This window comes from Paraburkholderia sabiae, assembly GCF_030412785.1.
GTDB lineage: Bacteria > Pseudomonadota > Gammaproteobacteria > Burkholderiales > Burkholderiaceae > Paraburkholderia > Paraburkholderia sabiae.
The window spans coordinates 6,015,586-6,040,703 of sequence record NZ_CP125295.1 but is presented as its reverse complement, the minus strand read 5'-3'; the positions used below and the strand labels follow the sequence as shown (position 1 = coordinate 6,040,703).

Genomic DNA, 25,118 nt, shown 5'->3' with positions numbered 1-25,118 from the left:
CAACGCCACAAGAAGGAAACCGAACGATGTCGTCTCCCGCCAATGCGACCGCGCGTGAAGAGCAAAGCCAGTACGCGCGCTATCCGAGTCTCGTGGACCGCACGGTGCTGATCACGGGCGGCGCGACGGGCATCGGCGCATCGTTCGTCGAGCATTTCGTCGCGCAGGGCGCGCGCGTCGCGTTCTTCGATATCGACGAAACGGCGGGCGACGCGCTCGCCGATCAGCTCGGCGATTCGCGTCACAAGCCGCTGTTCCTGTATGCCGATCTCACCGACGTCGACGCGCTGAAGAAGGCAATCGCCGACGTGCGCGCGGCGCTCGGGCCGATCGACGTGCTCGTGAACAACGCAGCGAACGACAAGCGTCACAAGATCGAAGATGTGACACCGGAATCGTTCGATGCAGGGATCGCCGTCAACATCCGTCACCAGTTTTTCGCGGCGCAAGCTGTCGCGGAAGACATGAAGGCGGCGCGGCGCGGCTCGATCATCAATCTCGGCTCGATCAGCTGGATGCTGAAGAACGGCGGCTATCCCGTGTACACGCTGTCGAAGTCGGCGGTGCAGGGACTCACGCGCGGGCTCGCGCGCGATCTCGGCCACTTCGGCATTCGCGTGAACTCGCTGGTGCCGGGCTGGGTGATGACGGACAAGCAGAAGCGTCTGTGGCTCGACGACGCCGGGCGTCTCGCGATCAAGCAGGGCCAGTGTATCGATGAAGAACTGCTGCCCGACGACCTCGCGCGCATGGCGCTCTTCCTCGCGGCCGACGACAGCCGCATGATCACCGCGCAGGACATCATCGTCGACGGAGGCTGGGCATGAGCGACGCGACCAACACCAACGTCCAGGCGGCATTGCTCGTCGATTCGAAATGCACGCTGGGCGAAGGCGCAACGTGGGACGCGCGCAGCGGCCTCTTTTACTGGACGGATATTGAAGGCGCGCGGCTATGGCGTTACGATCCGCGCGATGGACGCAGCACGTTCTGGCCCATGCCGGAGCGGCTGTCGACGTTCGCGCTGTGTGCCGATCCGCACTACATGCTGCTCGGTCTCGCGTCGCGACTCGCTTTCTTCGACCTTGCAACGGGTCAGATCGAGCACATCGTCGATGTCGAGCCGGGCATGAATACGCGTGTGAACGACGGGCGCTGCGATCGTCAGGGGCGTTTCGTGTTCGGCACGAAGGATGAAGCGTCGCCCGTGCAGCCGATTGGCGGCTTTTACCGGCTGAATCACGATCTGTCGCTTGAACGGCTGGCGTTGCCATCGCCGGCGATTTCGAACAGTATCGCGTTCAGTCCCGACGGCGCGACGATGTACTTCTGCGATTCGCCGACGCTTGAAATCCGCGCCTGCGATTACCGTGCCGACTGCAGCGTTGCCAACGAGCGGCTGTTCGTGAAGCTGACGGACAAGACGGGCGAGCCGGACGGTTCGACCGTCGATAGCGAAGGCGGCCTGTGGAACGCGCAGTGGGGCGGACGGCGCGTCGTGCGCTACGACGCGAACGGCGTCGAGACGGAACGTGTCGATGTGCCGACCGTGCAGCCCAGTTGCGTCGCGCTGGGCGGCGCGCAGCTGGGCACGCTGTATGTGACGAGCGCGCGCGTCGGGCTCGATGCGCAGGCGCTTGCAGGCGATACGCTCGCGGGCGGCGTGTACGTCGCGACGCAAGGACGGCGCGGTTTGCCGGAACCGGTGTTCAAGGGTTCGCCCGTGGCGCTCGCGGCGAAATAGAGCGAGCAGGGCGAGTAAACCCCATCGAACCACGAACGTTTCGAAGTATCCAAAGCAGGGCAGTTCACGCCCCATCGCAAGTTCTGACGGGGCATAGCATGCAGCAAAGACTCAGGAGGCGGCCGCTACGACGCGCCGCCCGCACAAGCAGCCATCTGTTCTCCGATGCGCCGATTACGCTGTTCGATGCCTCTCGTGGGAGTTTGATATGACTGTCGCGAATCCCGCTGTCCCGACTTCTCCACAATCGCGCGCGCGTCGCGCCCGCCTCGCGGCTGCCGTGCAGCCCGTGCTGGCCGGGCCGAGCACGTCCGCAGTCGCCGTCGGCGCGGGCGCTGCCGGCGACGTCGCGTGCGTGACGCTCGCCAATTCGCTGCTGCGTCTCGATGTAGCGCCGTCGCTGGGCGGCGGCATCACACGCTTCGACTTTCGCAACGAGGGCACGCTCGTGCCCGTGTTCAGGCGCTGCCGTCATGTCGATGCGGACACCGACGCGAACGATCTCGCCTGCTATTCGCTGCTGCCGTATTCGAACCGGATCGGCGGAGGGCAGTTCAAGCTGGGCGAACGTTCCGTCGACGTGCCGTGCAATCGCGAAGGCGAACCGCTGCCGATTCACGGCGACGGCTGGCTCGCGAACTGGGATGTCGCGGCGGCCGATCAGGAAAGCGTCACGCTGACGCTCGACCGGCGCGACGGCAAGCCGTATTCGTACCGCGCGACGCAGACTTATGCGCTCGAAGGTTCGACGCTCGTCATCACACTCGAAGTGGAAAACACCGGGCGCGACGCGATGCCGTTCGGCCTCGGCGTGCATCCGTTTCTGGTGCGCGACGCCGATACGCAGCTGTCGGCGGCAGCAGCGGGATTGTGGCTGTCGGGCGAAGACTGGCTGCCTGTGCGCCATGTTCCCGTGCCGCCCGCGTGGCAATTCGGTGTCGCGTATCCGTTGCCGCGCACGGTGGTCAATCACGCGTTCACAGGCTGGAGTGGACACGCGACGGTCGTGTGGCCGAAGCGCCGCCTGTCGCTGACGATGTCGTCGAATACCGAGTACTACATTCTCTACACGCCGGCGTCGAAGGACTTCTTCTGCTTCGAACCCGTCGATCATCCGATCAACGCGATGAACCTGCCGGGCGGTGCGGCCGACAACGGCATGACGATGCTCGGACGCGGCGAGCGGCTGGTGCGCTCGTTCAGCTTCGCGGTGGAACGCACGGGGCTGCGCGCGGTGGCGGGCGGGCGCGGGTCGAAGCGCGGCTGAGCGCGAATCAAGTGCTGGTAAGCATCCATGCCGGCCGGAACGCACCGATAGCGGACACGGCCTGCATCGGGCGGCGCGGGTAAAATACGCGGCTCATCCGTTACCCGCGCGCCGCGAGATTTCCTATGTCCACATTCATCCAGACGCTCGACCACGCATGGCACACGACGAATTCGCTGCTGTGTGTCGGTCTCGATCCCGAGCCGTCGAAGTTTCCCGGCGCCTACGCCAACCGTTCTGACGCGATCTTCGATTTCTGCAAGAAGATCGTCGACGCGACGGCGCCGTACGCTTCGTCGTTCAAGCCGCAGATAGCGTACTTCGCCGCGCATCGCGCCGAAGAGCAGCTCGAACAGCTGATCGCGCACATTCATCTGAAGCATCCCGGTCTGCCCGTGATTCTCGACGCGAAGCGCGGCGACATCGGCAGCACGGCCGAGCAGTACGCGCGCGAAGCGTTCGACCGCTATCGCGCGGACGCCGTCACGGTGAACCCGTACATGGGCTTCGATTCGATCGAGCCGTATCTGGAGCACGAGGGCAAGGGCGTGATCGTGCTCTGCCGGACGTCGAACCCCGGCGGTTCGGACCTGCAGTTTCTTGAGACGGGCGGTCGTCCGCTGTATCAGACGGTGGCGCAGCTGGCGGCGGAAAAGTGGAACGCGAAGGGCCAGCTGGGTCTGGTGGTCGGCGCGACGTTCCCGAAGGAAATCGAAGTGGTGCGCGGTATCGTCGGCGATATGCCGCTGCTGATTCCGGGCATCGGCGCGCAGGGCGGCGACGTCGAGGCGACGGTGAAGGCGGGCCGCACGGCAGCGGGCACGGGCATGCTGATCAACTCGTCGCGCGCGATTCTCTATGCGGGCAAGGGCGACGACTGGGTCGAAGCCGCCGCGCAGGCTGCGAAAGATACGCGCGACCGCGTCAACGCGTTTCTTTGACGCACGGTCAGACGCTCGGGTCGGCGTCGTCTATCGGGCGACGACTGGCCCGAGTTTCCCGATCAGCTCACGATGCTGCGGATACTCGCGCTGCAACGCTTCGACGCGAGCAATCTCGAACTCGCTGAACTCGAATCCCGGCGCAACCGTGCAGCCGACGAGCGCAACGCTCGCGGCGTCGTCGCATTGCGCGGCGAACCAGCGGCCTGACGGCACGACGGCCTGAAACACGCAACCGGCGTGTTCGAGCGCGTTGCCCAGACGATGCACGGTGAGCGCGCCGTCGTCTTCGAGCACGTAGACGTTTAGCGGGTCGCCGGCGTAGAAATGCCAGACTTCGTCGGACTGGATCCGATGCCACGCCGAGTGCGCGCCGTCGCAAAGCAGGTAGTAGATGGCCGTCGACGCGGAACGCGTGTCCGCAGACCCTTCGCGTCGAATCGAATCGGACGAACGATACGTTTCGCGAAAGAAGCCGCCTTCGGGATGCGGCTGGAGATCGAAGCGGCGAATCAGTTCATCGCGGTCGACAGATCGGTCCATGAGCAGGCTCAGCGCTCGCGTTCGTCGAGCAAGGTCAGCAGTCCGCGCAACGCATGCGTCGCGGCCTGCACGCGCACCCGCTCGCGGTCGCCCTTGAAGACGAGCGTCTCGACGACCGTATGCAGACGGTTGCTCCATCCGAAGCACACCATGCCGACCGGCTTCGTCTCGGTGCCGCCGCCCGGACCGGCAACGCCCGTAATCGACAGCGCGACCTGCGCGCGCGAATTCCTCAGCGCGCCTTCGACCATCGCCCGCGCGACGGGCTCGGACACGGCGCCGTGCTTGTCGATCAGATCGGGCGGCACACCGATCATTTCGCTCTTCGCCTGGTTCGAATACGTGACAAAGCCACGCTCGAACCAGCCGCTGCTGCCGGAAATGTCGGTGATGGCCGTCGCGACCATGCCGCCCGTGCAGGATTCAGCCGTAGCAAGCATCAGCCGCTCGTCCCGCAGACGATTGCCGACGCGAATGGCGAGTTGGTGAACGACGGAATCGGTAGCCATGCTGGACTCGGGTAAGAAGAACGCTGCGAATGATCAGACGGACATCCGCCAGAGCGCAATCACGAGCAAGGTGAAAAACGCCGCGACGAGATCATCGAACATGATGCCAAAGCCGCCTTTCAGTCTGCGGTCGAAGTAACGGATGGGCGGCGGCTTCACCATGTCGAAGAAGCGGAAGACGATGAACGCCCACAGTTGCCCCGTGAAAGTCGCGGGCGTCACCATCAGCAGCACGAGCCAGAACGCGACGATCTCGTCCCACACGACGGGCGACGGATCGTCGATGCCGAGCCGGTTCGCAGTGAAGCCGCAGATGCTGATGCCGGCGACGAAGCCGACCATGATCAGGATGCCCCATTCGATGACGGTCAGCTGCGCGCTGAACGCAGCGAACGATGCCCACGCGAACAGCGTGCCGACTGTGCCCGGCGCGATGGGCGACAGCCCGCTGCCGAATCCCAGCGACAAGATATGCAACGGATGTGACAGCATGAAGCGCGCGGTCGCGCGACGGGGCTTTGGCGCGCGCGGCTGGCCTTTCGGTGCGCCGTTCGAGCCGGTTTCCGCTGTCCCGCTCGGTGTTCCCGAGGATGTGCCGCCCGCCGGGCGGGATGACTCGCCCGTTGGCGCGTCGGAGAAACTGCCCGCCGGGTCAAGCGAGGATTCATTCTGCATGGAAATGATCGAAGCCTTGCAACGTCAAAGTGAGTGGAGCGCCGGACGCGTCGCGCCATGCAATCGTGGGCGCGGCGCCGGCCGCATCGAGCGGAGTTATTGTACCGACGTGCGTCACGCAAACACGCGCCTGTTGACCAGCCGCAACGACTGCGTCGCGCGCGGCAGACGGCGCGGTGAAGCACAGCTCGTAGTCGTCGCCGCCCGCGATCGTGCAGCGTCGCTGGATGTCGGCAGGAAGACGGCGCAATGCGTCCGAGCGCGGCAGTGCGTCGGCGTTGACGGTCGCGTTCACGTGCGAGCGTTCGAGGATGTGCATCAGGTCGCCCGCAAGGCCGTCCGAAATGTCGAGCGCCGCGCGCGCGACGCCGCGCAGCGCAAGGCCCAGCGCGACGCGCGGCTCCGGCCACTCCATGGCGCGGCGGAATGTCGCGGCATCGTTGGCATCGGCGGACCACTCGTTGCGTTGCACGCCGAGGCTCGCGCGCGCATCGCCGAGCGTTCCCGACACCCAGATGTCGTCGCCGGGTTGCGCGGCGTCGCGGCGCAGCGCCGCTTGCGGCGGCACCGAGCCGAACACCGTGATGCACAAGTTGAGCGGGCCGCTCGTGGTGTCACCGCCGACCAGTTCGCAGCCGTGACGCTCGGCGAGATCGAAGAGGCCGTCGCTGAAAGCGGCCAGCCAGTCGGCATCGGCTTTCGGCAGCGCGAAGGCCAGCGTGAAGGCCTGCGGCTTCGCGCCCATCGCCGCGAGGTCCGACAGGTTCACGGCGAGCGCCTTGTGGCCGAGCGCTTTCGGATCGACGTCGGGAAAAAAGTGGCGACCTTCGACCAGCATGTCTGTCGATATGGCGAGCATCTCGCCGGCGGGCGGCGCGAGCAGCGCGCAGTCGTCACCGATGCCGAGCGCGGCGCGCTGCGGATAAGCCGAGCCCGACGCGCGGCGCGCAAAGAAGCGGTCGATCAGCGAAAACTCTGAAAGCATAAATATGGCGTGTGAGGGCGAAAGGCCACGAAAGCGAGTGGATGGATGCGCTCAAGAAACGCTAATGGAAGCTAACACGACGCTAAAGGCGCGCATTGTAGTCGCGGTATCCGCCTTGACTGATGGGCGCGCTTTCCTTTCACGCTGTTTCGGTCGCGGCACTTGCACCCGGATTGCAGGGTTCGAGTTTTGGGATTGGCGCTACAATGCCGTCGAACATCTATTCTAATCCGCACTTCCAAGTCCGCTTATGTCGACTCCCGTCAATACCAAACTCCGTGAAGCCGCTCTCGATTACCACGAATTCCCGACCCCCGGGAAGATCGCGATCGCCCCGACGAAGCAGATGATCAACCAGCGCGACCTCGCGCTGGCGTACTCGCCGGGCGTTGCGTTCGCGTGCGAGGCGATCGTCGAGAATCCGCTGAATGCCGCGCGCTTCACGGCGCGCAGCAACCTCGTTGGCGTCGTGTCGAACGGCACGGCAGTGCTCGGCCTCGGCAACATCGGGCCGCTCGCTTCGAAGCCGGTGATGGAAGGCAAGGCCGTGCTGTTCAAGAAGTTCGCCGGCATCGACGTGTTCGACATCGAGCTGAACGAATCGGACCCGCACAAGCTGGTCGAGGTGATCGCCGCGCTGGAACCGACCTTCGGCGGCATCAACCTGGAAGACATCAAGGCGCCGGACTGCTTCATCGTCGAGCGCGAATGCCGCAAGCGCATGAAGATTCCCGTCTTCCACGACGACCAGCACGGCACGGCGATCGTCGTCGCGGCAGCGATCACGAACGGCCTGAAGGTGGTCGGCAAGAGCATCAAGGAAGTGAAGCTGGTGGCGTCGGGCGCGGGCGCAGCGTCGCTGGCGTGTCTGAACCTGCTGGTCGATCTCGGCATGCCGCTCGAGAACATCTACGTGACGGACCTGGCCGGCGTGGTCTACAAGGGCCGCACGGAACTGATGGATCCGGACAAGGAACGCTTCGCACGCGAGACGGATGCGCGCACGCTGGCCGAAGTGATGGGCGGCGCGGACGTGTTCCTCGGTCTGTCGGCGGGCGGCGTGCTGAAGCCGGAGATGGTCAAGGAGATGGCCGAGAAGCCGCTGATTCTGGCGCTCGCCAATCCGACGCCGGAAATCCTGCCGGAACTGGCGCTCGAAGTGCGCCCGGACGCGGTGCTGGCAACGGGCCGCACGGACTACCCGAACCAGGTCAACAACGTCCTGTGCTTCCCGTTCATCTTCCGCGGCGCGCTGGATGTCGGCGCAACCGTCATCACGAAGGAAATGGAAATCGCGGCAGTGAACGCGATTGCGGAACTGGCGCGCCAGGAGCAGTCGGACATCGTTGCGACGGCTTACGGCATTCAGGATCTGTCGTTCGGTCCGGAATACCTGATTCCGAAGCCTTTCGATCCGCGTCTGATCGTCAAGATCGCGCCCGCCGTCGCGCAAGCCGCGATGGATTCGGGCGTCGCGACGCGTCCGATCGAGGACATGGAGGCGTACAAGCAGCATCTGCAGCAGTTCGTCTACCACAGCGGCACGACGATGAAGCCGATTTTCCAGCTGGCGCGTGGCGTCGAGCCGGAGAAGAAGCGCATCGTGTTCGCGGAAGGCGAAGAAGAGCGCGTGCTGCGCGCGGTGCAGATCGTCGTCGATGAAAAGCTCGCGAAGCCGATCCTGATCGGCCGTCCGGCTGTCATCGAGCAGCGCATCGCCAAGTTCGGCCTGCGTCTGGTCAACGGTCAGGACTACACGATCGTCAACACGGATCACGACGAGCGTTATCGCGATTTCTGGCAGACGTACCACAAGATGATGTGCCGCAAGGGCTTCACCGAGCAGATGGCGAAGCTGGAAATGCGCCGCCGCACGACGCTGATCGGCTCGATGCTGGTCACGAAGGGTCACGCCGACGGCATGATCTGCGGCACGGTCAGCACGACGCACCGTCATCTTCACTTCATCGATCAGGTGATCGGCAAGAAGGAAGGCGCGAACGTGTACGCGGCGATGAACGCGCTGGTGCTGCCGAATCGCCAGATTTTCCTCGTCGATACGCACGTGAACGTCGATCCGACGGCGGAAGAACTCGCCGAGATCACGATCATGGCGGCGGAAGAAGTGCGCCGTTTCGGCATCGAGCCGAAGATCGCGCTGCTGTCGCACTCGAACTTCGGCACGAGCAACGCACCGTCCGCGCAGAAGATGCGCGACGTGCTGGCGCTGCTGCAGGAGCGCGCGCCGCATCTGCAGGTGGACGGCGAAATGCACGGCGACCTCGCGCTCGACGCGAATCTGCGTAAGGAAATCCTCGCGGAATCGACGCTGGAAGGCGACGCGAACCTGCTGGTGCTGCCGAACATCGACGCCGCCAACATTTCGTACAACCTGCTGAAGACGGCGGCCGGCAACAACATCGCGATCGGGCCGATCCTGCTCGGCGCGGCCAAGCCGGTGCACGTGCTGACACCGTCGGCGACCGTGCGACGCATCGTCAACATGACGGCGCTGCTGGTCGCGGACGTCAACGCAACGCGTTAAATCTGTCCGGAAACAGCGCGGGCTGGCGATAGTTAGCCCGCGCGGGCAAAAAAAGGGCGTGCCCGCAATGGGCACGCCTTCGAGCAATGGCTGGGGATTAGCTATCCCGCAAAAAGGCCGACGCCGACAATGTTCCGCTGTTCGGATTGTCCGGACGACGAGGCATGAGAGTCGTCCAGCATCGTACCTCGAAGATAAGTTTATATCGCTCGAGATAAATTCTCTGTCAAGATGTGTCAAAACTGGCGTGGACGCCTTGTCCGTTTCGCCTGGACGACCTTTCGTCTAACTAATGAACGTTGATTCCAAAAGACATTAGCGATACCCTTACGTCTTTCGTGCGACACGTTGCACGTGTCCGGTTCCGCCTAACCGTGATTTTATTAGGCAGCCCCAACCGTGAGGCGGGCGTTAAGTAGTCAGCGATCTGCAACTGGCCAAGCCTCGCGCTTGCGTCAGATGGAAACAGCTAGACCCGGTCTGGGTTGACTGGGCCTGCCGGTATGGCGGAAGTGGAGACATCTCACTACACCGTACTGCAACTACCTGATTACCGTCAGGTACCGCGAGTCAGCGGCATTATTTCCGCTGACAAAGCGGAAGCAATGGATGTGTTCCGGGCTCATGCAGCCCGAGATTGTAAACCGGAGACGAGCGAAAACTCGGTGTGTCATTGTTTGACTCCGCCGCAGGTTGGGTAGGAGTAGGAAACCCGTTGTACGACCAACGGTAGCCTAGGGGAACATGCGTCGCGAGCAATTGCGTCGTTTGAAGCTTTCCCGACAACGTAGCCCCTGGTGGCAACAGGTGTACGTGTACTGTGAGGTACGCGTGCAGAGACTCCCAGCAGCGAGGGGGTTGAGGAGCAAGGCTGGCTGGCAAGGTTAATGTAAGTGAACTGCTGATAAACCTCGTGATAAGGACCGTGCTCAAGCTGCTAATGGGCACAAGCCAAAAGGTATGCGGTCGGATAACTCGCTGAAAGTTCGGGTTACGTCGTCTTCAGATCGCCGGGGAATAGGTAGAACCTAAACCAGTCGTGTGACAGGCCGGGAACGTGGTAAGCCCGTATCTCCGCCAGCGGTGGATCGCTGGCAAGTGAACCGCGAGGGGAACCGTCGGAGGTGCGGGTATGGGAGCGAGGAAAAAGCGAACGCTGTCCTGTAATGGGGCGGATAGGGGTTGGAACATCACCCCACCGTGAAAACGGGCTGACTTCCTTATGGTCCACCGTCGCAAGACGGCTGTGAGACCCTTGAAAACTGGTCGCGACACGGATTCGTCCGCGTCGCTATGAATTATTCCCCGCGGGGGGCGTTGCTGCTCCCCGTCGGGGAGTGGTGCGCCTCCTTGTCCGGGGAATTTCTTTTTCCGGAAAGGAGAGCAGCATGGAAGAGTCAATCCGAAAGGATGGATCTGCGCTTTCCCGCGCACCGGACGACTGGCACGCCGTTGATTGGCGGCGGGTTGTACGGAACGTGAGGGGGATGCAGATACGAATTGCGAAGGCGACGCGGGAACGCGACTGGCGCAGAGTGAAAGCCCTGCAACGGATGCTGACCCGCACGTTGTCCGCGAAGTTGTATGCGGTACGACGGGTTACTGAAAACACTGGTGCGCGAACGGCGGGAGTCGATCGTGAACTGTGGGCAACGCCTGAAAGCCGACTGGCAGCAGTCGGCCGATTGAAACGGCGCGGATACCGACCCTTGCCACTGCGGCGGGTCTACATCCCGAAGGCCAATGGAAAGAGGCGCCCTCTGGGCATTCCGACCATGCGGGACAGGGCTATGCAAGCCCTGCACCTATTGGCTCTCGAGCCGGTGGCAGAGTCGACGAGCGACCTGAACTCTTACGGGTTTCGGCAAAACCGCTCGACCGCTGACGCCATGTCTCAGATATTCGTCACCATGTCCAAGCGGGTCTCGGCCCAATGGGTACTAGAAGCGGATATCAAGGGATGCTTCGATCACATTAGCCACAACTGGCTGGAAAACAACGTCCCCATGGACCGCGTGATCCTCCGGCAGTGGCTGAAGTCCGGACTGGTGTATCAAGGCCGGTACGAGGCAACGGACGCCGGAACGCCGCAAGGGGGGATCATCTCCCCGACGCTGGCGAACATGGCGCTGAACGGGCTGGAACGTGAACTGGCGCAGCACCTTGGTGCAAAACTGGGGATCGTGAAAGCGTCGAAGCTGAAGATCAACGTAGTTCGATACGCGGATGACTTTGTGATTACCGGCGACTCGAAAGAGACGCTAGATTGCGAAGTCAGGCCTTGGGTGGAGGCATTCCTTGCGGTTCGAGGGCTGCAGCTGTCCGAGGAAAAGACGCGCGTCACACACATCGACGACGGTTTCGACTTCCTCGGGTGGAATTTCCGGAAGTATTCTGGAAAACTGCTCATCAAGCCTGCGAAGAAGAACGTGCAGACGTTCTATCGTAAGGTGGCGGAGACGATCAGCGGCAACAAGGCGGTAACGCAGACGGATTTGATTCGCCTGCTGAATCCGATGTTGCGGGGTTGGGCGCAGTATCACCAGCCCGTCGTTGCCAAACAGGCGTATAGCCGCATGGAGCATCTGCTCTTCGGGAGGCTCTGGCGGTGGTCGAAACGGCGGCATCCCAACAAGGGATCCGATTGGGTGAGAAAGAAGTACTTTCACTCGGTGGGAGACCGGCGCTGGGTGTTCGCCGCGCCCATGGAACGTGATGACGGTAGTAAGGGGCTGCTTGAGTTGTATCAGATCAGCGGTACAGCGATTGAGCGGCACAGGAAGGTTAAGGGCGATTACAACCCTTTCGATCCGACAATGGAGCAGTACGGTGAGGAACTGCGTCAGAAGCGTATGGAGCGATCCAGAAGCTATCTGAAGGAATGGTTCTCGTTGTACTCATCGCAGAGCGGGATATGTGCGCACTGCGGCGGTGCCTTGACGGATGAGACAAGTTGGCACGATCATCATCTGGTGTATCGGATGCATGGCGGGTCAAATGCGCTCTCCAACCGGGTTCTGCTTCACCCTGACTGCCACCGACAGGTGCATGCTAGGAATATTGCAGTAACGAAGCCGGTTCGACCTTCGGGTCGGGCTTTGAAAAAGTTGTAGGCGTGGGCTTGAGCCGTATGCGGTGAAAGTCGCACGTACGGTTCTTAGGGGGCCCTTTCTCCGCAAGGGGGGAGGGCTACCCTACATGGTCGTCAAACTCGTTAGTCAACAGCGGGAATCCTGATTCATGGCACGCAAGTGGCTCCGCGACGGCGTGCTGATCGCCGCCTTGACGGTCGGTCTTGTCGGCGGATTTCCGTCAGGTGTCTGGGCTCGGGAAGCGCAACAGGGACAGGTCGGGGGCACCATCGCGGCGGCGCAATTACCGCCCGAAGCCGCCCGCACATTGAACTTGATTGCAGCTGGCGGGCCTTACCCGTATGAGAAGGACGGCGTCGTATTCGGCAATCGTGAGCGGTTGCTGCCGCCGCACCGGCGCGGTTATTACCGCGAATACACCGTTCCCACGCCAGGCGCCCGCGATCGCGGCGCACGCCGCATAGTCTGTGGAGGGCCGCTCAGGCGGACCAGCAATTGTTATTACTCAGACGACCACTACGCCAGTTTTAATCGCATTATTGAATGACATCGGGATAATCGGCATGAGCGACAACGTCTACGCGCACGACTCGAAAGTCGCGACGGATTTTTTCGCGCCCGGCGAGGGCAATATGTTCCAGCGCGTCATGCAGATGCGCGATGCTGGCCAGGACCATGGCGCTCATCACGAAGCCGGCACGAGACCTTCATCGGAAGAGGAACGCATGGAGCTTTTCCAGACCGTACGACCGAACATCGTGCAGTCGATCCGCGCGTTCCGCGTGCAGGATCTCGCCGACGAAGCAAATCGGCTCGGTCAGCATTTTCTCTATGCGTTTGTCGGGAATGCCCAGTCGAAACAGGAAGTGATGGAAACGATCGCGACGTCGTTCCTGTTTCCGAAGCATTTCGGCAAGAACTACGACGCGCTGTACGACTCGCTGACTGACCTCGTGCACAAGGCGGGAACGCAACCCGGCTTCGTCATCGTCCTCGAGGCGCTGCCCATCGCGATCAAATTCGACAAGGAAGCGCGCGAGACGCTGCTCGACGTGTTCCGCGAGGCGGCGGAGTTCTGGGCTGAGCGCAAGGTCGCGTTCCGGGTGTTTTACTCGTTTGCCTGAGTTGTCTCATTCGACGTGAAATGAAAAAGGCCCGCCAGATTGGCGGGCCTTTTTGCATTTTCGGCGATGTTTTTATCTGAAGCGGTGGAAACGCTGCTTACCAGCCGCCCCATCGCGCAGCCAGCGCGGACAGGACAGCGATCCCAGCCGTTTCGGTACGCAGCACGCGCGGACCGAGGCCGACGGCCATGAAACCGTGGCTCGCGGCCGCCGCTTCTTCGGCAGCCGAAAAGCCGCCTTCCGGACCGACCAGCACCAGCGCACGGACTTTCGGCGGCTCGGTCGGCAGCGCGGAGAACGGCACGCTCGCGCGCGGCGACAGCAGCAGACGCAGTTCGCCGTCGACGGGATCTTTCGGCATCGAACTGAGCCAGGTGGCCAGTTCGCGCGTCGGCATCACTTCGGGAAGGCGGTTGCGGCCGCACTGTTCGCACGACGCCTGCACGATCCGCTGCCAGTGAACCTGGCGACGTTGCGCGCGCTCGCCCGCGAGCCGCACGACGCTGCGCGTCGTCGTGAGCGGCACGAATTCGCACGCGCCGAGTTCGGTGGCTTTTTCGATCAGCCAGTCCATCTTGTCGCTGCCGGCGATACCTTGCGCGAGCGTCAGCTGGTACGGCGGCTCGGCTTCGATGTCGCGGAATTCGCCGATCCGCACGATGGTGCCATGTCGATCCATATCGACGATTTCGGCGCCGTACTCGCCGCCGTTGCCGTTGAACAGGCTCACGGTATCGCCCGGCTGCAGGCGAAGGACGCGGACGTGCCGGTTGACTTCATCCGGCAAGGAAACGATGTCGTCGGTTTTGAACGGGGTGCCGACGAAGAAGCGAGGCATAAGGAAAGTTCTCATTCACTCAAGACAGATGGCAGGCTAACGCCCAGCGATAGCCGTCGAGATCTTCGATCTGGGCGAAACGATCGCCCCAGAACTGATCTTGTGGTTCGCTCAGCGACCTGGCGCCGGCCGCGATGGCGCGCGCATAAACCGAGTCGACGTCGTCGACGTAGAGGTAAAACGATTGGGGTGCCGTCGTGGCCGCGCTTTTCGGCGTTTGGGCCGTCGAGCCGAACGCGCCCTCCGGAGCGAACATCACAATCAGCTGGTCCTGATATGTCATCTCGACATGCATGACGGCGCCGTCGTCATGCACGCTGTCCCGGATGCGGAAACCAAACGCTGCTTCGAAGAATGCGATCGAGGTACGCGCGTCACGGACGGTCAGATACGGCGTCAGCCACGGCACTCCGGCTGGGCGTGGGGCAGTCATCGAACTCTCCTGAAACCAGTGGGTCGGTATGCCATCGCCTTCGCATCCCGGTTGCCTTGCGGCGGCCAGTGCCGAAGAAGCGATGAATTTTGCAGCACTCTCAAGGCTAACGCTCTAAGAATCGGCTTAGTTTATCGCCGCACGCGCGACGAACGGCGAATGTTCGCGCGCGAAGCGATATTTCCGGGCGTTGGGTGTTGATGGATTTTCGCAGGTTCGAACCATCGGAACGAGCCGATCCGCCGCTCCGGCCAATTCGCCTGTGCATGGAAAGATTCCGATAGCGCCACAAAAGTTCGGAAGAATACGCGGTATCGACCTGTACGGCGACCCGCGGCGGAAACCTTCCGGATGGTTGACCGATCGAGTCCGGGCGTGCCGTGCAGACACCCGTTTGCAGTGCGCCGACGGCAGGATCATGCGCGCCGGATCGCTCCGAAACGCCCGTCTATGGCCGAAGCCAAGGCTGGCTATCTGTTAGAATATCCCGCTTTGCAGCCCTGTCCGTTTGCTCTGCCCGCCTCGCGTCTCCCGGCGCCGCACCGTGCGCCGAAGCAGATTGGCCGCACGACTTCCGGACCACCATCGGCGCCCCCGCTTTTTGGACCATTCTCCGGACTCGACATGACGACCCCGTCTCCCGCCCCTACTTCCCTGATGGCCAACGCGATCCGCGCGCTCGCCATGGATGCCGTTCAAGCAGCGAACTCCGGTCACCCCGGCATGCCGATGGGCATGGCCGAGATCGGCGTGGCGCTCTGGTCGCGTCATCTTCGTCACAACCCGAAGAACCCGCACTGGGCCGATCGTGACCGCTTCGTGCTGTCGAACGGTCACGGCTCGATGCTGCTGTACTCGCTGCTCCATCTGACGGGCTACGACCTGCCGATGGAAGAGCTGAAGAACTTCCGTCAGCTGCATTCGAAGACGCCGGGCCACCCGGAATACGGCATCACGCCGGGCGTCGAGACGACCACGGGCCCGCTCGGCCAGGGTCTCGCGAACTCGGTCGGCATGGCGCTCGCCGAATCGCTGCTCGCGAACGAGTTCAACAAGCCTGACGCGACGATCGTCGATCACCACACGTACGTGTTCCTCGGCGACGGCTGCCTGATGGAAGGCATTTCGCACGAAGCCTGCTCGCTGGCAGGCGTGCTGAAGCTGAACAAGCTGATCGCGTTCTACGACGACAACGGCATTTCGATCGACGGCGACGTGATCCACTGGTTCCACGACGACACGCCGAAGCGCTTCGAAGCGTACGGCTGGAACGTGATCCCGGGCGTGATCGGCCACGACGTCGAAGCTGTCGACGCCGCCATCAAGAAGGCGAAGCAGTCGGACAAGCCGACGCTCATCTGCTGCAAGACCGTGATCGGCGAAGGCTCGCCGAACAAGGCGGGCTCGCACGACGTGCACGGCGCGGCGCTCGGCGATAAGGAAGTGGCGGCCACGCGCGAAAAGCTCGGCTGGAACTACCCGCCGTTCGTGATCCCCGAAGAAGTCTACGCAGCGTGGGACGCGAAGGAGCAGGGCGCGAAGATCGAACGCGAGTGGAACGACGCGTTCGCTGCCTACCGCGCGAAGTATCCGCAGGAAGCCGCCGATTTCGAGCGCCGCATGGCGAACAAGCTCCCGGCCGACTGGGCGGAAAAGGCGCAGGCGATCATTGCCGGCGCAAACGAGCGCGCTGAAACCATCGCGACCCGCAAGGCGTCGCAGCAGGCCATCGAAGGCCTGTCGGCTGTGCTGCCGGAACTGGTCGGCGGCTCGGCCGACCTGACGGGCTCGAACCTCACGAACTGGAAGGCGGCGAAGTACGTGCGCGTCGGCGAAAACGGCGCGGCGGGCAACTACGTCAACTACGGCGTGCGCGAATTCGGCATGAGCGCGGCCATCAACGGCCTCGCCGTGCACGGCGGCCACAAGGCGTTCGGCGGCACGTTCCTGACGTTCTCGGACTACAGCCGCAACGCGCTGCGCGTCGCCGCGCTGATGAAGTCGCCGTCCATCTTCGTGTTCACGCACGACTCGATCGGTCTCGGCGAAGACGGTCCGACGCACCAGTCGATCGAACACGTCGCGAGCCTGCGTCTGATTCCGCACATGCAGGTGTGGCGTCCGGCGGATACCGTCGAAACGGCCGTCGCGTGGACGCAAGCCGTCGAACATCAAGGCCCGTCGTGCCTGATCTTCAGCCGTCAGAACCTCGCGTTCAACACCCGCACCGACGCTCAGATCGCGAACATCGCGAAGGGCGGCTACGTGCTGAAGGACTGGAACGACGACATCCCGGCACGCAAGATCATCCTGATCGCGACGGGCTCGGAAGTCGAACTGGCGATGAAGTCGGTCGAAGCGCTCGCGCGCGAAGGCATTGCGGCACGTGTCGTGTCGATGCCGTCGACGACCACGTTCGACAAGCAGGACGCCGAATACCGCGAGCGCGTTCTGCCGCACGGCGTGCGCCGCGTCGCGATCGAGGCGGGCGTCACCGACTTCTGGCGCAAGTATGTGGGCCTGGAAGGCGGCGTCGTCGGTATCGACGTGTTCGGCGAGTCGGCCCCGGCCGGCGTGCTGTTCAAGTTTTTCGGCTTCACCGTCGAGAAGGTTGTCGAGACGGCTAAGGCCGCACTCGGCTGATCGCGCGCAGCGTCGTGCGCGCCGCTTTTCGGGCGGCGCGCGTGAACGCTTCGAAGCGCATGAGCCGAAGCATCACCGATTTTTTCAGCCATCAGGAGATAGAACATGACGATTCGCGTCGCAATCAACGGCTATGGCCGTATTGGCCGCAACACGCTGCGCGCTTTCTATGAAAACGGCAAGAAGCACGACCTCGAGATCGTTGCGATCAACGACCTCGGCGATGCCAAGACCAACGCGCACCTGACGCAGTACGACACGGCGCACGGCAAGTTCCCGGGCGAAGTGACCGTCGACGGCGAGAACCTGATCGTCAACGGCGACAAGATCCGCGTGCTGGCCAACCGCAACCCGGCTGAACTGCCGTGGGGCGAGCTGGGCGTCGACGTTGTGATGGAGTGCACGGGCTTTTTCACGACGAAGGAAAAGGCAAGCGCGCACATCAAGGGTGGCGCGAAGAAGGTGATCATCTCGGCGCCGGGCGGCAAGGACGTCGACGCGACGATCGTCTACGGCGTGAACCACAACGTGCTGAAGGCTGAGCACACGGTCATCTCGAACGCATCGTGCACGACGAACTGTCTGGCACCGCTCGTCAAGCCGCTGAACGACAAGATCGGTCTGGAAACGGGTCTGATGACCACGATCCACGCGTACACGAACGACCAGGTTCTGACGGACGTGTACCACGAAGACCTGCGCCGCGCGCGCTCGGCCACGCACAGCCAGATCCCGACGAAGACGGGCGCGGCATCGGCTGTCGGCCTGGTGCTGCCGGAACTGAACGGCAAGCTGGACGGCTACGCGATCCGCGTCCCGACGATCAACGTGTCGATCGTCGACCTGTCGTTCATCGCCAAGCGCGACACGACCGTCGATGAAGTCAACGCGATCATGAAGGAAGCATCGGAAGGCGCGCTGAAGGGCATCCTCGGGTATAACTCGGCACCGCTGGTGTCGATCGACTTCAACCACAACCCGGCTTCGTCGACGTTCGACGCGACGCTGACCAAGGTGTCGGGCCGTCTGGTGAAGGTGTCGAGCTGGTACGACAACGAGTGGGGCTTCTCGAACCGTATGCTTGATACGGCGGTCGCTTTCGCTAACGCGAAGTAAGGTTTTTTGTTTTTTTGTTCTGCCGAAGGCCGCTCTTTTGGGTGGCCTTTTTTTTGACTTCGCTGGCATCCGCGATTTGCTTTCGGTTTATTAGCGTTGCCCCGCACAGGGGCAACGCATGAAGCACAGAAAGCAAAACGCGGATGCCAGCGCAGCAAAACCAAAAGCAAAAACCAAAGGCCAGAATCACGCCTGCGGCGTAGGAAAATAAACCCCGGCCCGCTGCGCGGCATTAGCGATGTGCTTCTCGATAGCAAGACCAGCGCGGTGAGGATCCCGCGCCTTAAGCGCATCAAGAATCGCGCGATGCTCATGATAAGTAGACAGCACAAGCTCACGCCGATAGAAAGGCATCCGCTGACTCTCCTTCATGATATCCGCGCTGCTGCGCAGAATAGACTCGATGGCAGCATTGCCAGCAATCGCCACGATGCGCATATGAAAGTCGAAATCGAGCTGCGAGGCGTCGTCCAGATCACCGTTCACGAGCGCCGTCTGCAAGGCGGCGATATTGTCCTCGAACCACACAACATCGTCGTCACCGATAGCCAGCGCAGCCATCCGCGCGACAAACCCTTCCAGCGCAAACCGCATCTGATACGTATCCGGCAACGACGACTGATCGGCAAACCGCCACGGATGCGCCGACGATGCCTTCGCCGACTGCACGTACACGCCCTTGCCAGGGCGAATCGTCAGCATGCCGAGCGCTTCGAGCGTCGATAGCGCCTCGCGCAGCGACGCCCGGCTGATGTCCAGTTCCTCCGACAATTGCCGCTGCGCCGGCAACAAGCTGCCGACAGGATAAGCGCCGCCTTCGATCCTCTCGCGGATCGTCGCGATAGCGGCGTCAGTGACGGTGTGCGGCACGTTTTTCATGATGTCGGCGGCGGTTTGGGGCGGTCTGACCAGCATTCTAGAACGGCTTCGCATTCAACGTGCAATCCGCGTTCCGATAGCAAGTTCCGCGCGAGAAAGCCGGTCAGACCAGATCGGGTAAACACCGTCCCGCCAAACCTTGACCTCACTATATCGGCTTCCTACTATTGGCCATAACAGCACTGGTCAGACCGGTATGAATGGAGACCTGATAATCGTGCTGCTGACCCAATTCGTGACCGGGAGAAAGCCGTGTTGAAGTTTTTCAATTCGCTGTTTGGCCGGGTGGTGATCGCTCTCGTAGCGGGCATCGTGATCGGCGCGCTGTTTCCGCATTTCGCGCAGTCGCTGCGTCCGTTGGGCGATGGTTTTCTCAAGCTGATCAAGATGGTGATCGGCCCGATCGTGTTCTGCGTGGTCGTCAGCGGCATGGCGCACGCGGGCGATCTGAAGAAAGTAGGGCGCGTCGGCTTGAAAGCGGTCGTCTACTTCGAAATCATGACGACGATCGCGCTCGTGATCGGCGCGGTGCTCGCGTACGTGACGCGCCCGGGCGTCGGCATGAACATCGATCTGCATTCGCTCGATCCCGCGTCGCTCGCCTCGTACACCGAGCACGCGAAAAGCCTCAAGGACACGGCCGGCTTCCTGCTGAAGATCATCCCCGAGACCGCGTTCGATGCCTTCGCGAAAGGCGACATCCTGCAGATTCTCGTGTTCTCCGTGCTGGTCGGCTCGGCGCTGTCGCTGCTCGGCCCGCGCGTGCAGCGCGTCAATGGTCTGATCGACGAACTCGCGCAAGTGTTCTTCCGCGTGATGAGCTTCATCATCAAGCTCGCGCCGCTCGGCGTGCTGGGCGCGATCGCGTTCACGACGGGCACCTACGGCGTCGCGTCGCTCAAGCAGCTCGGCATGCTCGTCGTCGTGTTCTACGCGAGCTGCTTCGTGTTCGTCGTCGTCGTGCTGGGCGTCGTGATGCGTCTCGCCGGCTTCAGCATCTTCAAGCTGATCCGCTATCTGCGCGAAGAACTGTCGATCGTGCTCGGCACCGCGTCGTCCGATGCCGTGCTGCCGCAGATCATGCGCAAGCTCGAATGGATGGGCGTGAAGGATTCGACCGTCGGTCTCGTGATTCCGACCGGCTACTCGTTCAACCTCGACGGTTTTTCGATTTATCTGACGCTCGCCGTGATCTTCATCGCGCAGGCTACGAATACGCCGCTGTCGATGCACGATCTGATCGTCGTCGTGCTCGTTTCGCTGATTACGTCGAAGGGCGCGCACGGCATTCCCGGCTCGGCGATCGTGATTCTCGCCGCGACGCTCTCCGCGATTCCGGCGATTCCCGTGCTCGGCCTCGTTCTGATCCTGCCCGTCGACTGGTTTGTCGGCATCGCTCGCGCGCTGACCAATCTGATCGGCAACTGCGTCGCGACGGTCGTCGTCGGCGTGTGGGAGAACGACATCGACAAGGCGCGCGCCCGCCGCGTTCTGAATCTCGACAGCGACTTCCGCTTCGTGCCCGCCAGCCCCGATCTCGACGACGAGACGGGCCACGCGAACCCGGCGCACGCCTGACCACGCTTTCCCGCCATCTGACCGACCAATCGTGGCACGCGGCGGACCGAAACGGTCCGCCGCCTATTCAAGCAAATTGCTCTAGAACGCACCTCAAACGAACCTCTCGACCGAAGACTGAACCGATCATGGCTAATCCGATTCTCGATCCGAACGCACCCGCCTTCACGCGCCGCTACATGAATCTCGCCGACCCGCGCCTCGGTGCGAAGGCGCTCTTCGCCAGCGACGAATTCTTCGCGCCGAAGGAGCGAATGCTCGACCCGCAGCCGGCCGTCTTCATCCCCGGCAAATACGACGACCACGGCAAGTGGATGGACGGCTGGGAAACGCGCCGCAAGCGTACGACGGGCCACGACTATTGCGTCGTGCGACTCGCGCGGCCGGGTGTCGTGCATGGCGTCGATCTCGATACGAGCCACTTCACGGGCAACTTCCCGCCGGCGGCATCGATCGAAGCCTGCTATTCGAACGACGACATCCCCGCCGACAACGCCGACTGGCAAAGCATCGTGCCCGCGACCACGCTGCAGGGCAATCAGCACCAATACGTCGAGGTGCATGACGCACGCGCGTTCACGCATCTGCGCGTGAATCTGTATCCGGACGGCGGACTTGCGCGTCTGCGCGTCTACGGGCAACCGAAGCGCGACTGGGAGCGCACCGAACGTGGCAGCCTGATCGACCTGGCGGCCGTCGAAAACGGCGCGTATCTCGTCGCGGCGAACAACCAGCATTTCGGACCGGCATCGCAGATGCTGATGCCGGGGCGCGGCGTCAACATGGGCGACGGCTGGGAAACGCGCCGACGCCGCGAGCCGGGCAACGACTGGGCGATCGTCGCGCTCGCGCGGCCGGGCGTGATCCGCAAGGTTGAAGTCGACACGGCGCACTTCAAGGGGAATTTCCCGGATCGCTGTTCGCTGCAGGCGGCGTCCGTCACGGGCGGCACCGACGATTCCCTCGTCACGCAAGCGATGTTCTGGCCCATTCTGCTGCCCGAACAGAAGCTGCAGATGGACAACATCCACACGTTCGCTGCGGAACTCGCCGCGCTCGGCCCCGTGACGCACGTGCGCTTCAACATCTATCCGGACGGCGGCGTGTCGCGCCTGCGTCTGTGGGGCGAACCCGAGTAACGCGTACTGCAAGGATCGACGGAGAAGGCCATGAACACACTGCGCATCGAGCGCCTGACGCGCGAAGCGTTCGCCCCGTTCGGCGACGTGATCGAACTGGACGGCGCGCGCCATTACCCGATCAACGAAGGCACGACCGAGCGCTTCCACGATCTGGCGAAAGTCGACGTGAACACGCAGGGCGGCCGGCCGCTGATCAACGTGTTTCGCGCGCAGCCGCGTGCATGGCCGATCGACATCGTGATGATGGAGCGGCATCCGCTTGGCAGTCAGGCGTTCGTACCGCTATCGGCGGCGCCGTATCTGATCGTCGTCGCGCCCGCTGGCGAACTTGATCCTACGAAGCTCAGGGCGTTCTCGACGCACGGCTGGCAGGGCGTCAATTACGCGAAAGGCGTCTGGCATCATCCGCTGCTGGCGTTGGAGCGCGTGAGCGATTTCGTCGTGGTCGATCGTGGTGGAGAAGGGCCGAATTGCGACGAACTCGCGTTGCCGCAGACGTGGCGGCTGGAGCGTGAATCGTTCGAAATGCTGGCGGTTTGAGGCCAGTTTTCGGTGGTGAGCGGTCGATGTAAGCACCGGAAAGCAAAAGGCCCGACCGATGAGAATCGGCCGGGCCTTTCTGCGTCTTACCGGCAAAACCGGCGGGACGGGAACGTCAATGCTTGCGATGCGGGCACTTGTCTTTCGTGCACGCGCCATAGAGCGCGAGCGCGTGTTCCTGCAGCTTGAAGCCACGTTCTTTCGCGATCGCCTGCTGGCGATTCTCGATCTCGGGGTCGAAAAATTCTTCAACGAGACCGCAATCGATACACACCAGATGGTCGTGGTGTGTCCCTTCGTTCAGCTCAAAAACGGCTTTACCCGACTCGAAGTTGCTGCGCGACAGCAGACCTGCCTGCTCGAACTGCGTGAGCACGCGATACACCGTGGCGAGCCCGATATCCAGTTCTTCGTGCAGCAGGTTGCGGTAGACATCTTCGGCGGTCAGATGGCGCACCGGGCTGTGCTGAAAGATCTCCAGAATCTTGAGGCGCGGTAGGGTCGCCTTGAGTCCGATATTTTTCAGATCGGTTGGATTGGTCATGGCAAGGGATCCCTAGAGTACAATGCGGGGTTCTAATGGTAATGTGAATTGCTGTTCAGGTCATCTTACACGGAAACACGCGCGGCTCGGGAAGCCCGCACGGTGAGGGAAATGATTCCAAAAGCTCTATTGATCAACCGGGGGAGCCGCATACGGCGTTCCTTGATCGTCGCTGCGGCTGTGGCCGTACTTGCTGGATGTTCCACGTATGACAGCCTGACTCAGCGTGTTGCCCAAAGCATCACGCCGTATCGCATTACTGTGGTTCAAGGCAATTTCGTGTCGAGCGAAATGGCCGCGCAGATGCAAGTCGGTATGTCGCGGGCGCAGGTCAGACAGGTACTCGGCACACCGCTCCTGGCGGACATGTTCCACGCGGATCGCTGGGACTACGTGTTCTATTTCAAGCGCGGCTCGACGTCGATCGTCCAGCAGCGTGACTTCATTGTGAACTTCACCGGCGACCGTGTCGCGAGCTGGTCGGGCGGCGAAGATCTGCCGTCCAACCTCGAACTGCTCGCCGATATCGACGGCGACCGCACCGGCAAGAAAAAGGCCGTCGCGCCCGCGGTTGCGAGCGCAGCCAGCGCGCCTGCTGCGGCAGCGGCAGCGCCTGCTGTCTCGCCCGACACGGTGCAGTCGCCGACGTCCGACGCCGCGCAGGCAGGCAATCTGCCCGCCGTCGATCCGAACGCGCAGGCTGCGCAGGCTGCGAACCGCCTGACCAACGCGGTGCAGGCGCCCGCGCCGGGTGCGACGCCGTCGGTGCGTGCGAACACGCCGCCGTCGAACGGTGGCGTTCCGCAGAACTCGACGGAGCCGGGCAAGCCGCAATTTCGCTTCACGCGTCCGCCGCCGCCGCAGATGCAGGGTGTGCCGAGCGACAACCCTGTCGGCCCGACCGGCCCGGAAAGCAACAACGGCCAGTCGAAAGACAAGTCGGCCAAATCGTCGCAATCTTCCGTACAAACGGGCACGGGAACGGGCGGCTGATTCCGTTGTCCGTAACATGATGGGCGGGTGACTCGGTCACCTTCCCATCATGTGTCTTGCACCGGCGCACCGCCACCGCGAGACACCGCCCGCTTCGTTTCTTTTGTCGCTCTGCCGCGCGCCATCCATCGGCGCAGTGCACAGGCGCTGTTTCTGGACTACCCATGAAAATTGCCATCGCCGGCGCATCGGGCCGCATGGGCCGGATGCTCATCGAAACCGTTCTCAACGATCCTGAAGTCAAGCTGTCGGGCGCGCTCGACCGCACCGGCGCGCCGCAACTCGGCCAGGACGCCGGCGCGTTTCTGGGCAAGCAGACGGGCGTGCTGATGTCGGACGATATCGACGCCGTGCTCGCGCAATCCGACTACCTGATCGACTTCACGCGCCCCGAGGGCACGCTCGCGCACATCGAAGCCGCGCTGCGCACGAACACGAAGCTCGTGATCGGCACGACGGGCTTCGACGACGCGCAAAAGGCGCAGATCCGCGCCGCGTCGGAGAAAATCGGCATCGTGTTCGCGTCGAACTTCAGCGTCGGCGTGAACGTCACGATGAAGCTGCTCGAATTCGCCGCACGCCATTTCTCGCAGGGCTACGACATCGAAATCATCGAGGCGCATCACCGTCACAAGGTCGACGCGCCGTCGGGTACCGCGCTGACGATGGGCGAAGTGATCGCCGGCGCGCTCGGCCGCAAGCTCGAAGACTGCGCCGTCTACGCGCGCGAAGGCGTGACGGGCGAGCGCGATCCGTCGACGATCGGCTTTTCGGCGATTCGCGGCGGCGATATCGTTGGCGATCACACGGTGCTGTTCGCGGGCATCGGCGAGCGCATCGAAATCACGCACAAATCGGCGAGCCGTCTGTCGTACGCGCAAGGCGCGGTGCGCGCGGTACGCTTTCTCGAAGGCCACGCGAACGGCCTGTTCGACATGCAGGACGTGCTCGGCTTGCGCTAAGCCCGGCATCGGCCTGTTTTTGATT

The 25,118-nt window shown here is 62.7% G+C and carries 23 protein-coding genes; 15 read left to right on the top strand and 8 right to left on the bottom strand.

Going from position 1 to position 25,118, the window contains the following annotated elements; translation table 11 throughout:
* The first annotated feature begins 26 nt into the window (after positions 1-26).
* The 4 genes from QEN71_RS27080 (at position 27) to pyrF (ending at position 3,952) form a co-directional block, all read left to right on the top strand.
* On the top strand, positions 27-827 hold the full coding sequence (locus QEN71_RS27080) for an SDR family NAD(P)-dependent oxidoreductase (protein ID WP_201655834.1): 801 nt from the start codon (positions 27-29) through the stop codon (positions 825-827).
* Positions 824-1,744: an SMP-30/gluconolactonase/LRE family protein gene (locus QEN71_RS27075; protein WP_201655831.1), complete on the top strand. Its 921-nt coding sequence runs from the start codon at positions 824-826 to the stop codon at positions 1,742-1,744. Before QEN71_RS27080 ends, QEN71_RS27075 begins: the two co-directional genes overlap by 4 nt.
* 208 nt (positions 1,745-1,952) lie before the next feature.
* Entirely contained in the window at positions 1,953-3,011 is a 1,059-nt protein-coding gene (locus tag QEN71_RS27070; protein WP_201655828.1) for an aldose 1-epimerase, read from the top strand.
* Positions 3,012-3,136: 125 nt separating this feature from the next.
* A complete protein-coding gene (gene pyrF / locus QEN71_RS27065) occupies positions 3,137-3,952 on the top strand; it encodes an orotidine-5'-phosphate decarboxylase (RefSeq protein ID WP_201655825.1) in 816 nt (271 codons plus the stop codon).
* 30 nt (positions 3,953-3,982) lie between these two features.
* Here the strand turns inward: pyrF and QEN71_RS27060 are convergent, their stop codons facing one another.
* The 4 genes from QEN71_RS27060 to thiL are packed head-to-tail and all read right to left on the bottom strand — an operon-like array spanning position 3,983 to position 6,664.
* Positions 3,983-4,495 carry a cupin domain-containing protein gene (locus QEN71_RS27060; RefSeq protein ID WP_201655822.1) on the bottom strand — a complete coding sequence of 171 codons (513 nt, stop codon included), beginning with the start codon at positions 4,493-4,495 and terminating at the stop codon, positions 3,983-3,985.
* A gap of 8 nt (positions 4,496-4,503) precedes the next feature.
* Positions 4,504-5,004: a CinA family protein gene (locus QEN71_RS27055; protein ID WP_028371806.1), complete on the bottom strand. Its 501-nt coding sequence runs from the start codon at positions 5,002-5,004 to the stop codon at positions 4,504-4,506.
* A 33-nt stretch (positions 5,005-5,037) separates the two neighbouring features.
* Positions 5,038-5,679: a phosphatidylglycerophosphatase A family protein gene (locus QEN71_RS27050; RefSeq protein WP_233472006.1), complete on the bottom strand. Its 642-nt coding sequence runs from the start codon at positions 5,677-5,679 to the stop codon at positions 5,038-5,040.
* Positions 5,669-6,664: a thiamine-phosphate kinase gene (gene thiL / locus QEN71_RS27045; protein ID WP_201655816.1), complete on the bottom strand. Its 996-nt coding sequence runs from the start codon at positions 6,662-6,664 to the stop codon at positions 5,669-5,671. The genes QEN71_RS27050 and thiL overlap by 11 nt, the downstream gene beginning before the upstream one ends.
* A gap of 250 nt (positions 6,665-6,914) precedes the next feature.
* Between thiL and QEN71_RS27040 the strand changes: the two genes are divergently transcribed.
* The 4 genes from QEN71_RS27040 to QEN71_RS27025 all read left to right on the top strand — a co-directional run bounded on the left by QEN71_RS27040 (position 6,915) and on the right by QEN71_RS27025 (position 13,425).
* Positions 6,915-9,209, top strand: a complete 2,295-nt coding sequence (locus QEN71_RS27040) for an NADP-dependent malic enzyme (RefSeq protein WP_201655806.1) — start codon at positions 6,915-6,917, stop codon at positions 9,207-9,209.
* Between the two features lie 1,388 nt (positions 9,210-10,597).
* The gene (gene ltrA, locus QEN71_RS27035; RefSeq protein WP_201655803.1) at positions 10,598-12,322 is read left to right on the top strand and encodes a group II intron reverse transcriptase/maturase; all 1,725 of its coding nucleotides are present in this window, start codon (positions 10,598-10,600) and stop codon (positions 12,320-12,322) included.
* A 127-nt stretch (positions 12,323-12,449) separates the two neighbouring features.
* Positions 12,450-12,848: a ribonuclease gene (locus QEN71_RS27030; protein ID WP_201655800.1), complete on the top strand. Its 399-nt coding sequence runs from the start codon at positions 12,450-12,452 to the stop codon at positions 12,846-12,848.
* Between the two features lie 16 nt (positions 12,849-12,864).
* Positions 12,865-13,425: a barstar family protein gene (locus tag QEN71_RS27025; protein ID WP_201655797.1), complete on the top strand. Its 561-nt coding sequence runs from the start codon at positions 12,865-12,867 to the stop codon at positions 13,423-13,425.
* A gap of 97 nt (positions 13,426-13,522) precedes the next feature.
* On the opposite strand, the gene QEN71_RS27020 is transcribed toward QEN71_RS27025, so the two are convergent.
* Entirely contained in the window at positions 13,523-14,263 is a 741-nt protein-coding gene (locus tag QEN71_RS27020) for a 16S rRNA (uracil(1498)-N(3))-methyltransferase (protein WP_201655794.1), read from the bottom strand.
* Between the two features lie 19 nt (positions 14,264-14,282).
* Positions 14,283-14,696 (bottom strand): VOC family protein, encoded by a 414-nt coding sequence (locus QEN71_RS27015; RefSeq protein WP_201655791.1) that lies wholly within the window; start codon positions 14,694-14,696, stop codon positions 14,283-14,285.
* 624 nt (positions 14,697-15,320) lie between these two features.
* On the opposite strand from QEN71_RS27015, the gene tkt reads away from it, so the two are divergent.
* Together tkt and gap are read left to right on the top strand one after the other, a co-directional pair.
* Entirely contained in the window at positions 15,321-17,339 is a 2,019-nt protein-coding gene (gene tkt / locus QEN71_RS27010) for a transketolase (protein WP_201655788.1), read from the top strand.
* 105 nt (positions 17,340-17,444) lie between these two features.
* Positions 17,445-18,455, top strand: coding sequence for a type I glyceraldehyde-3-phosphate dehydrogenase (gene gap, locus QEN71_RS27005; RefSeq protein ID WP_028371814.1), 1,011 nt, complete (start codon positions 17,445-17,447; stop codon positions 18,453-18,455).
* Positions 18,456-18,641: 186 nt separating this feature from the next.
* On the opposite strand, the gene QEN71_RS27000 is transcribed toward gap, so the two are convergent.
* Complete coding sequence (locus tag QEN71_RS27000; RefSeq protein WP_201656053.1) at positions 18,642-19,334, bottom strand: FadR/GntR family transcriptional regulator; 693 nt, start codon at positions 19,332-19,334, stop codon at positions 18,642-18,644.
* 252 nt (positions 19,335-19,586) lie between these two features.
* Between QEN71_RS27000 and QEN71_RS26995 the strand changes: the two genes are divergently transcribed.
* From QEN71_RS26995 to QEN71_RS26985, 3 genes are all read left to right on the top strand, one after another.
* The gene (locus QEN71_RS26995; protein WP_201655785.1) at positions 19,587-20,912 is read left to right on the top strand and encodes a C4-dicarboxylate transporter DctA; all 1,326 of its coding nucleotides are present in this window, start codon (positions 19,587-19,589) and stop codon (positions 20,910-20,912) included.
* Positions 20,913-21,040: 128 nt separating this feature from the next.
* The gene (alc, locus tag QEN71_RS26990; RefSeq protein ID WP_201655782.1) at positions 21,041-22,051 is read left to right on the top strand and encodes an allantoicase; all 1,011 of its coding nucleotides are present in this window, start codon (positions 21,041-21,043) and stop codon (positions 22,049-22,051) included.
* Between the two features lie 30 nt (positions 22,052-22,081).
* A complete protein-coding gene (locus QEN71_RS26985) occupies positions 22,082-22,594 on the top strand; it encodes an ureidoglycolate lyase (protein WP_201655779.1) in 513 nt (170 codons plus the stop codon).
* Between the two features lie 115 nt (positions 22,595-22,709).
* On the opposite strand, the gene fur is transcribed toward QEN71_RS26985, so the two are convergent.
* Positions 22,710-23,138 carry a ferric iron uptake transcriptional regulator gene (fur, locus tag QEN71_RS26980; RefSeq protein WP_012401967.1) on the bottom strand — a complete coding sequence of 143 codons (429 nt, stop codon included), beginning with the start codon at positions 23,136-23,138 and terminating at the stop codon, positions 22,710-22,712.
* 111 nt (positions 23,139-23,249) lie between these two features.
* Between fur and bamE the strand changes: the two genes are divergently transcribed.
* Positions 23,250-24,131 carry an outer membrane protein assembly factor BamE gene (gene bamE, locus QEN71_RS26975; RefSeq protein WP_201655776.1) on the top strand — a complete coding sequence of 294 codons (882 nt, stop codon included), beginning with the start codon at positions 23,250-23,252 and terminating at the stop codon, positions 24,129-24,131.
* A gap of 164 nt (positions 24,132-24,295) precedes the next feature.
* On the top strand, positions 24,296-25,093 hold the full coding sequence (gene dapB / locus QEN71_RS26970; protein ID WP_201655773.1) for a 4-hydroxy-tetrahydrodipicolinate reductase: 798 nt from the start codon (positions 24,296-24,298) through the stop codon (positions 25,091-25,093).
* The last annotated feature ends 25 nt before the right edge of the window (positions 25,094-25,118 follow it).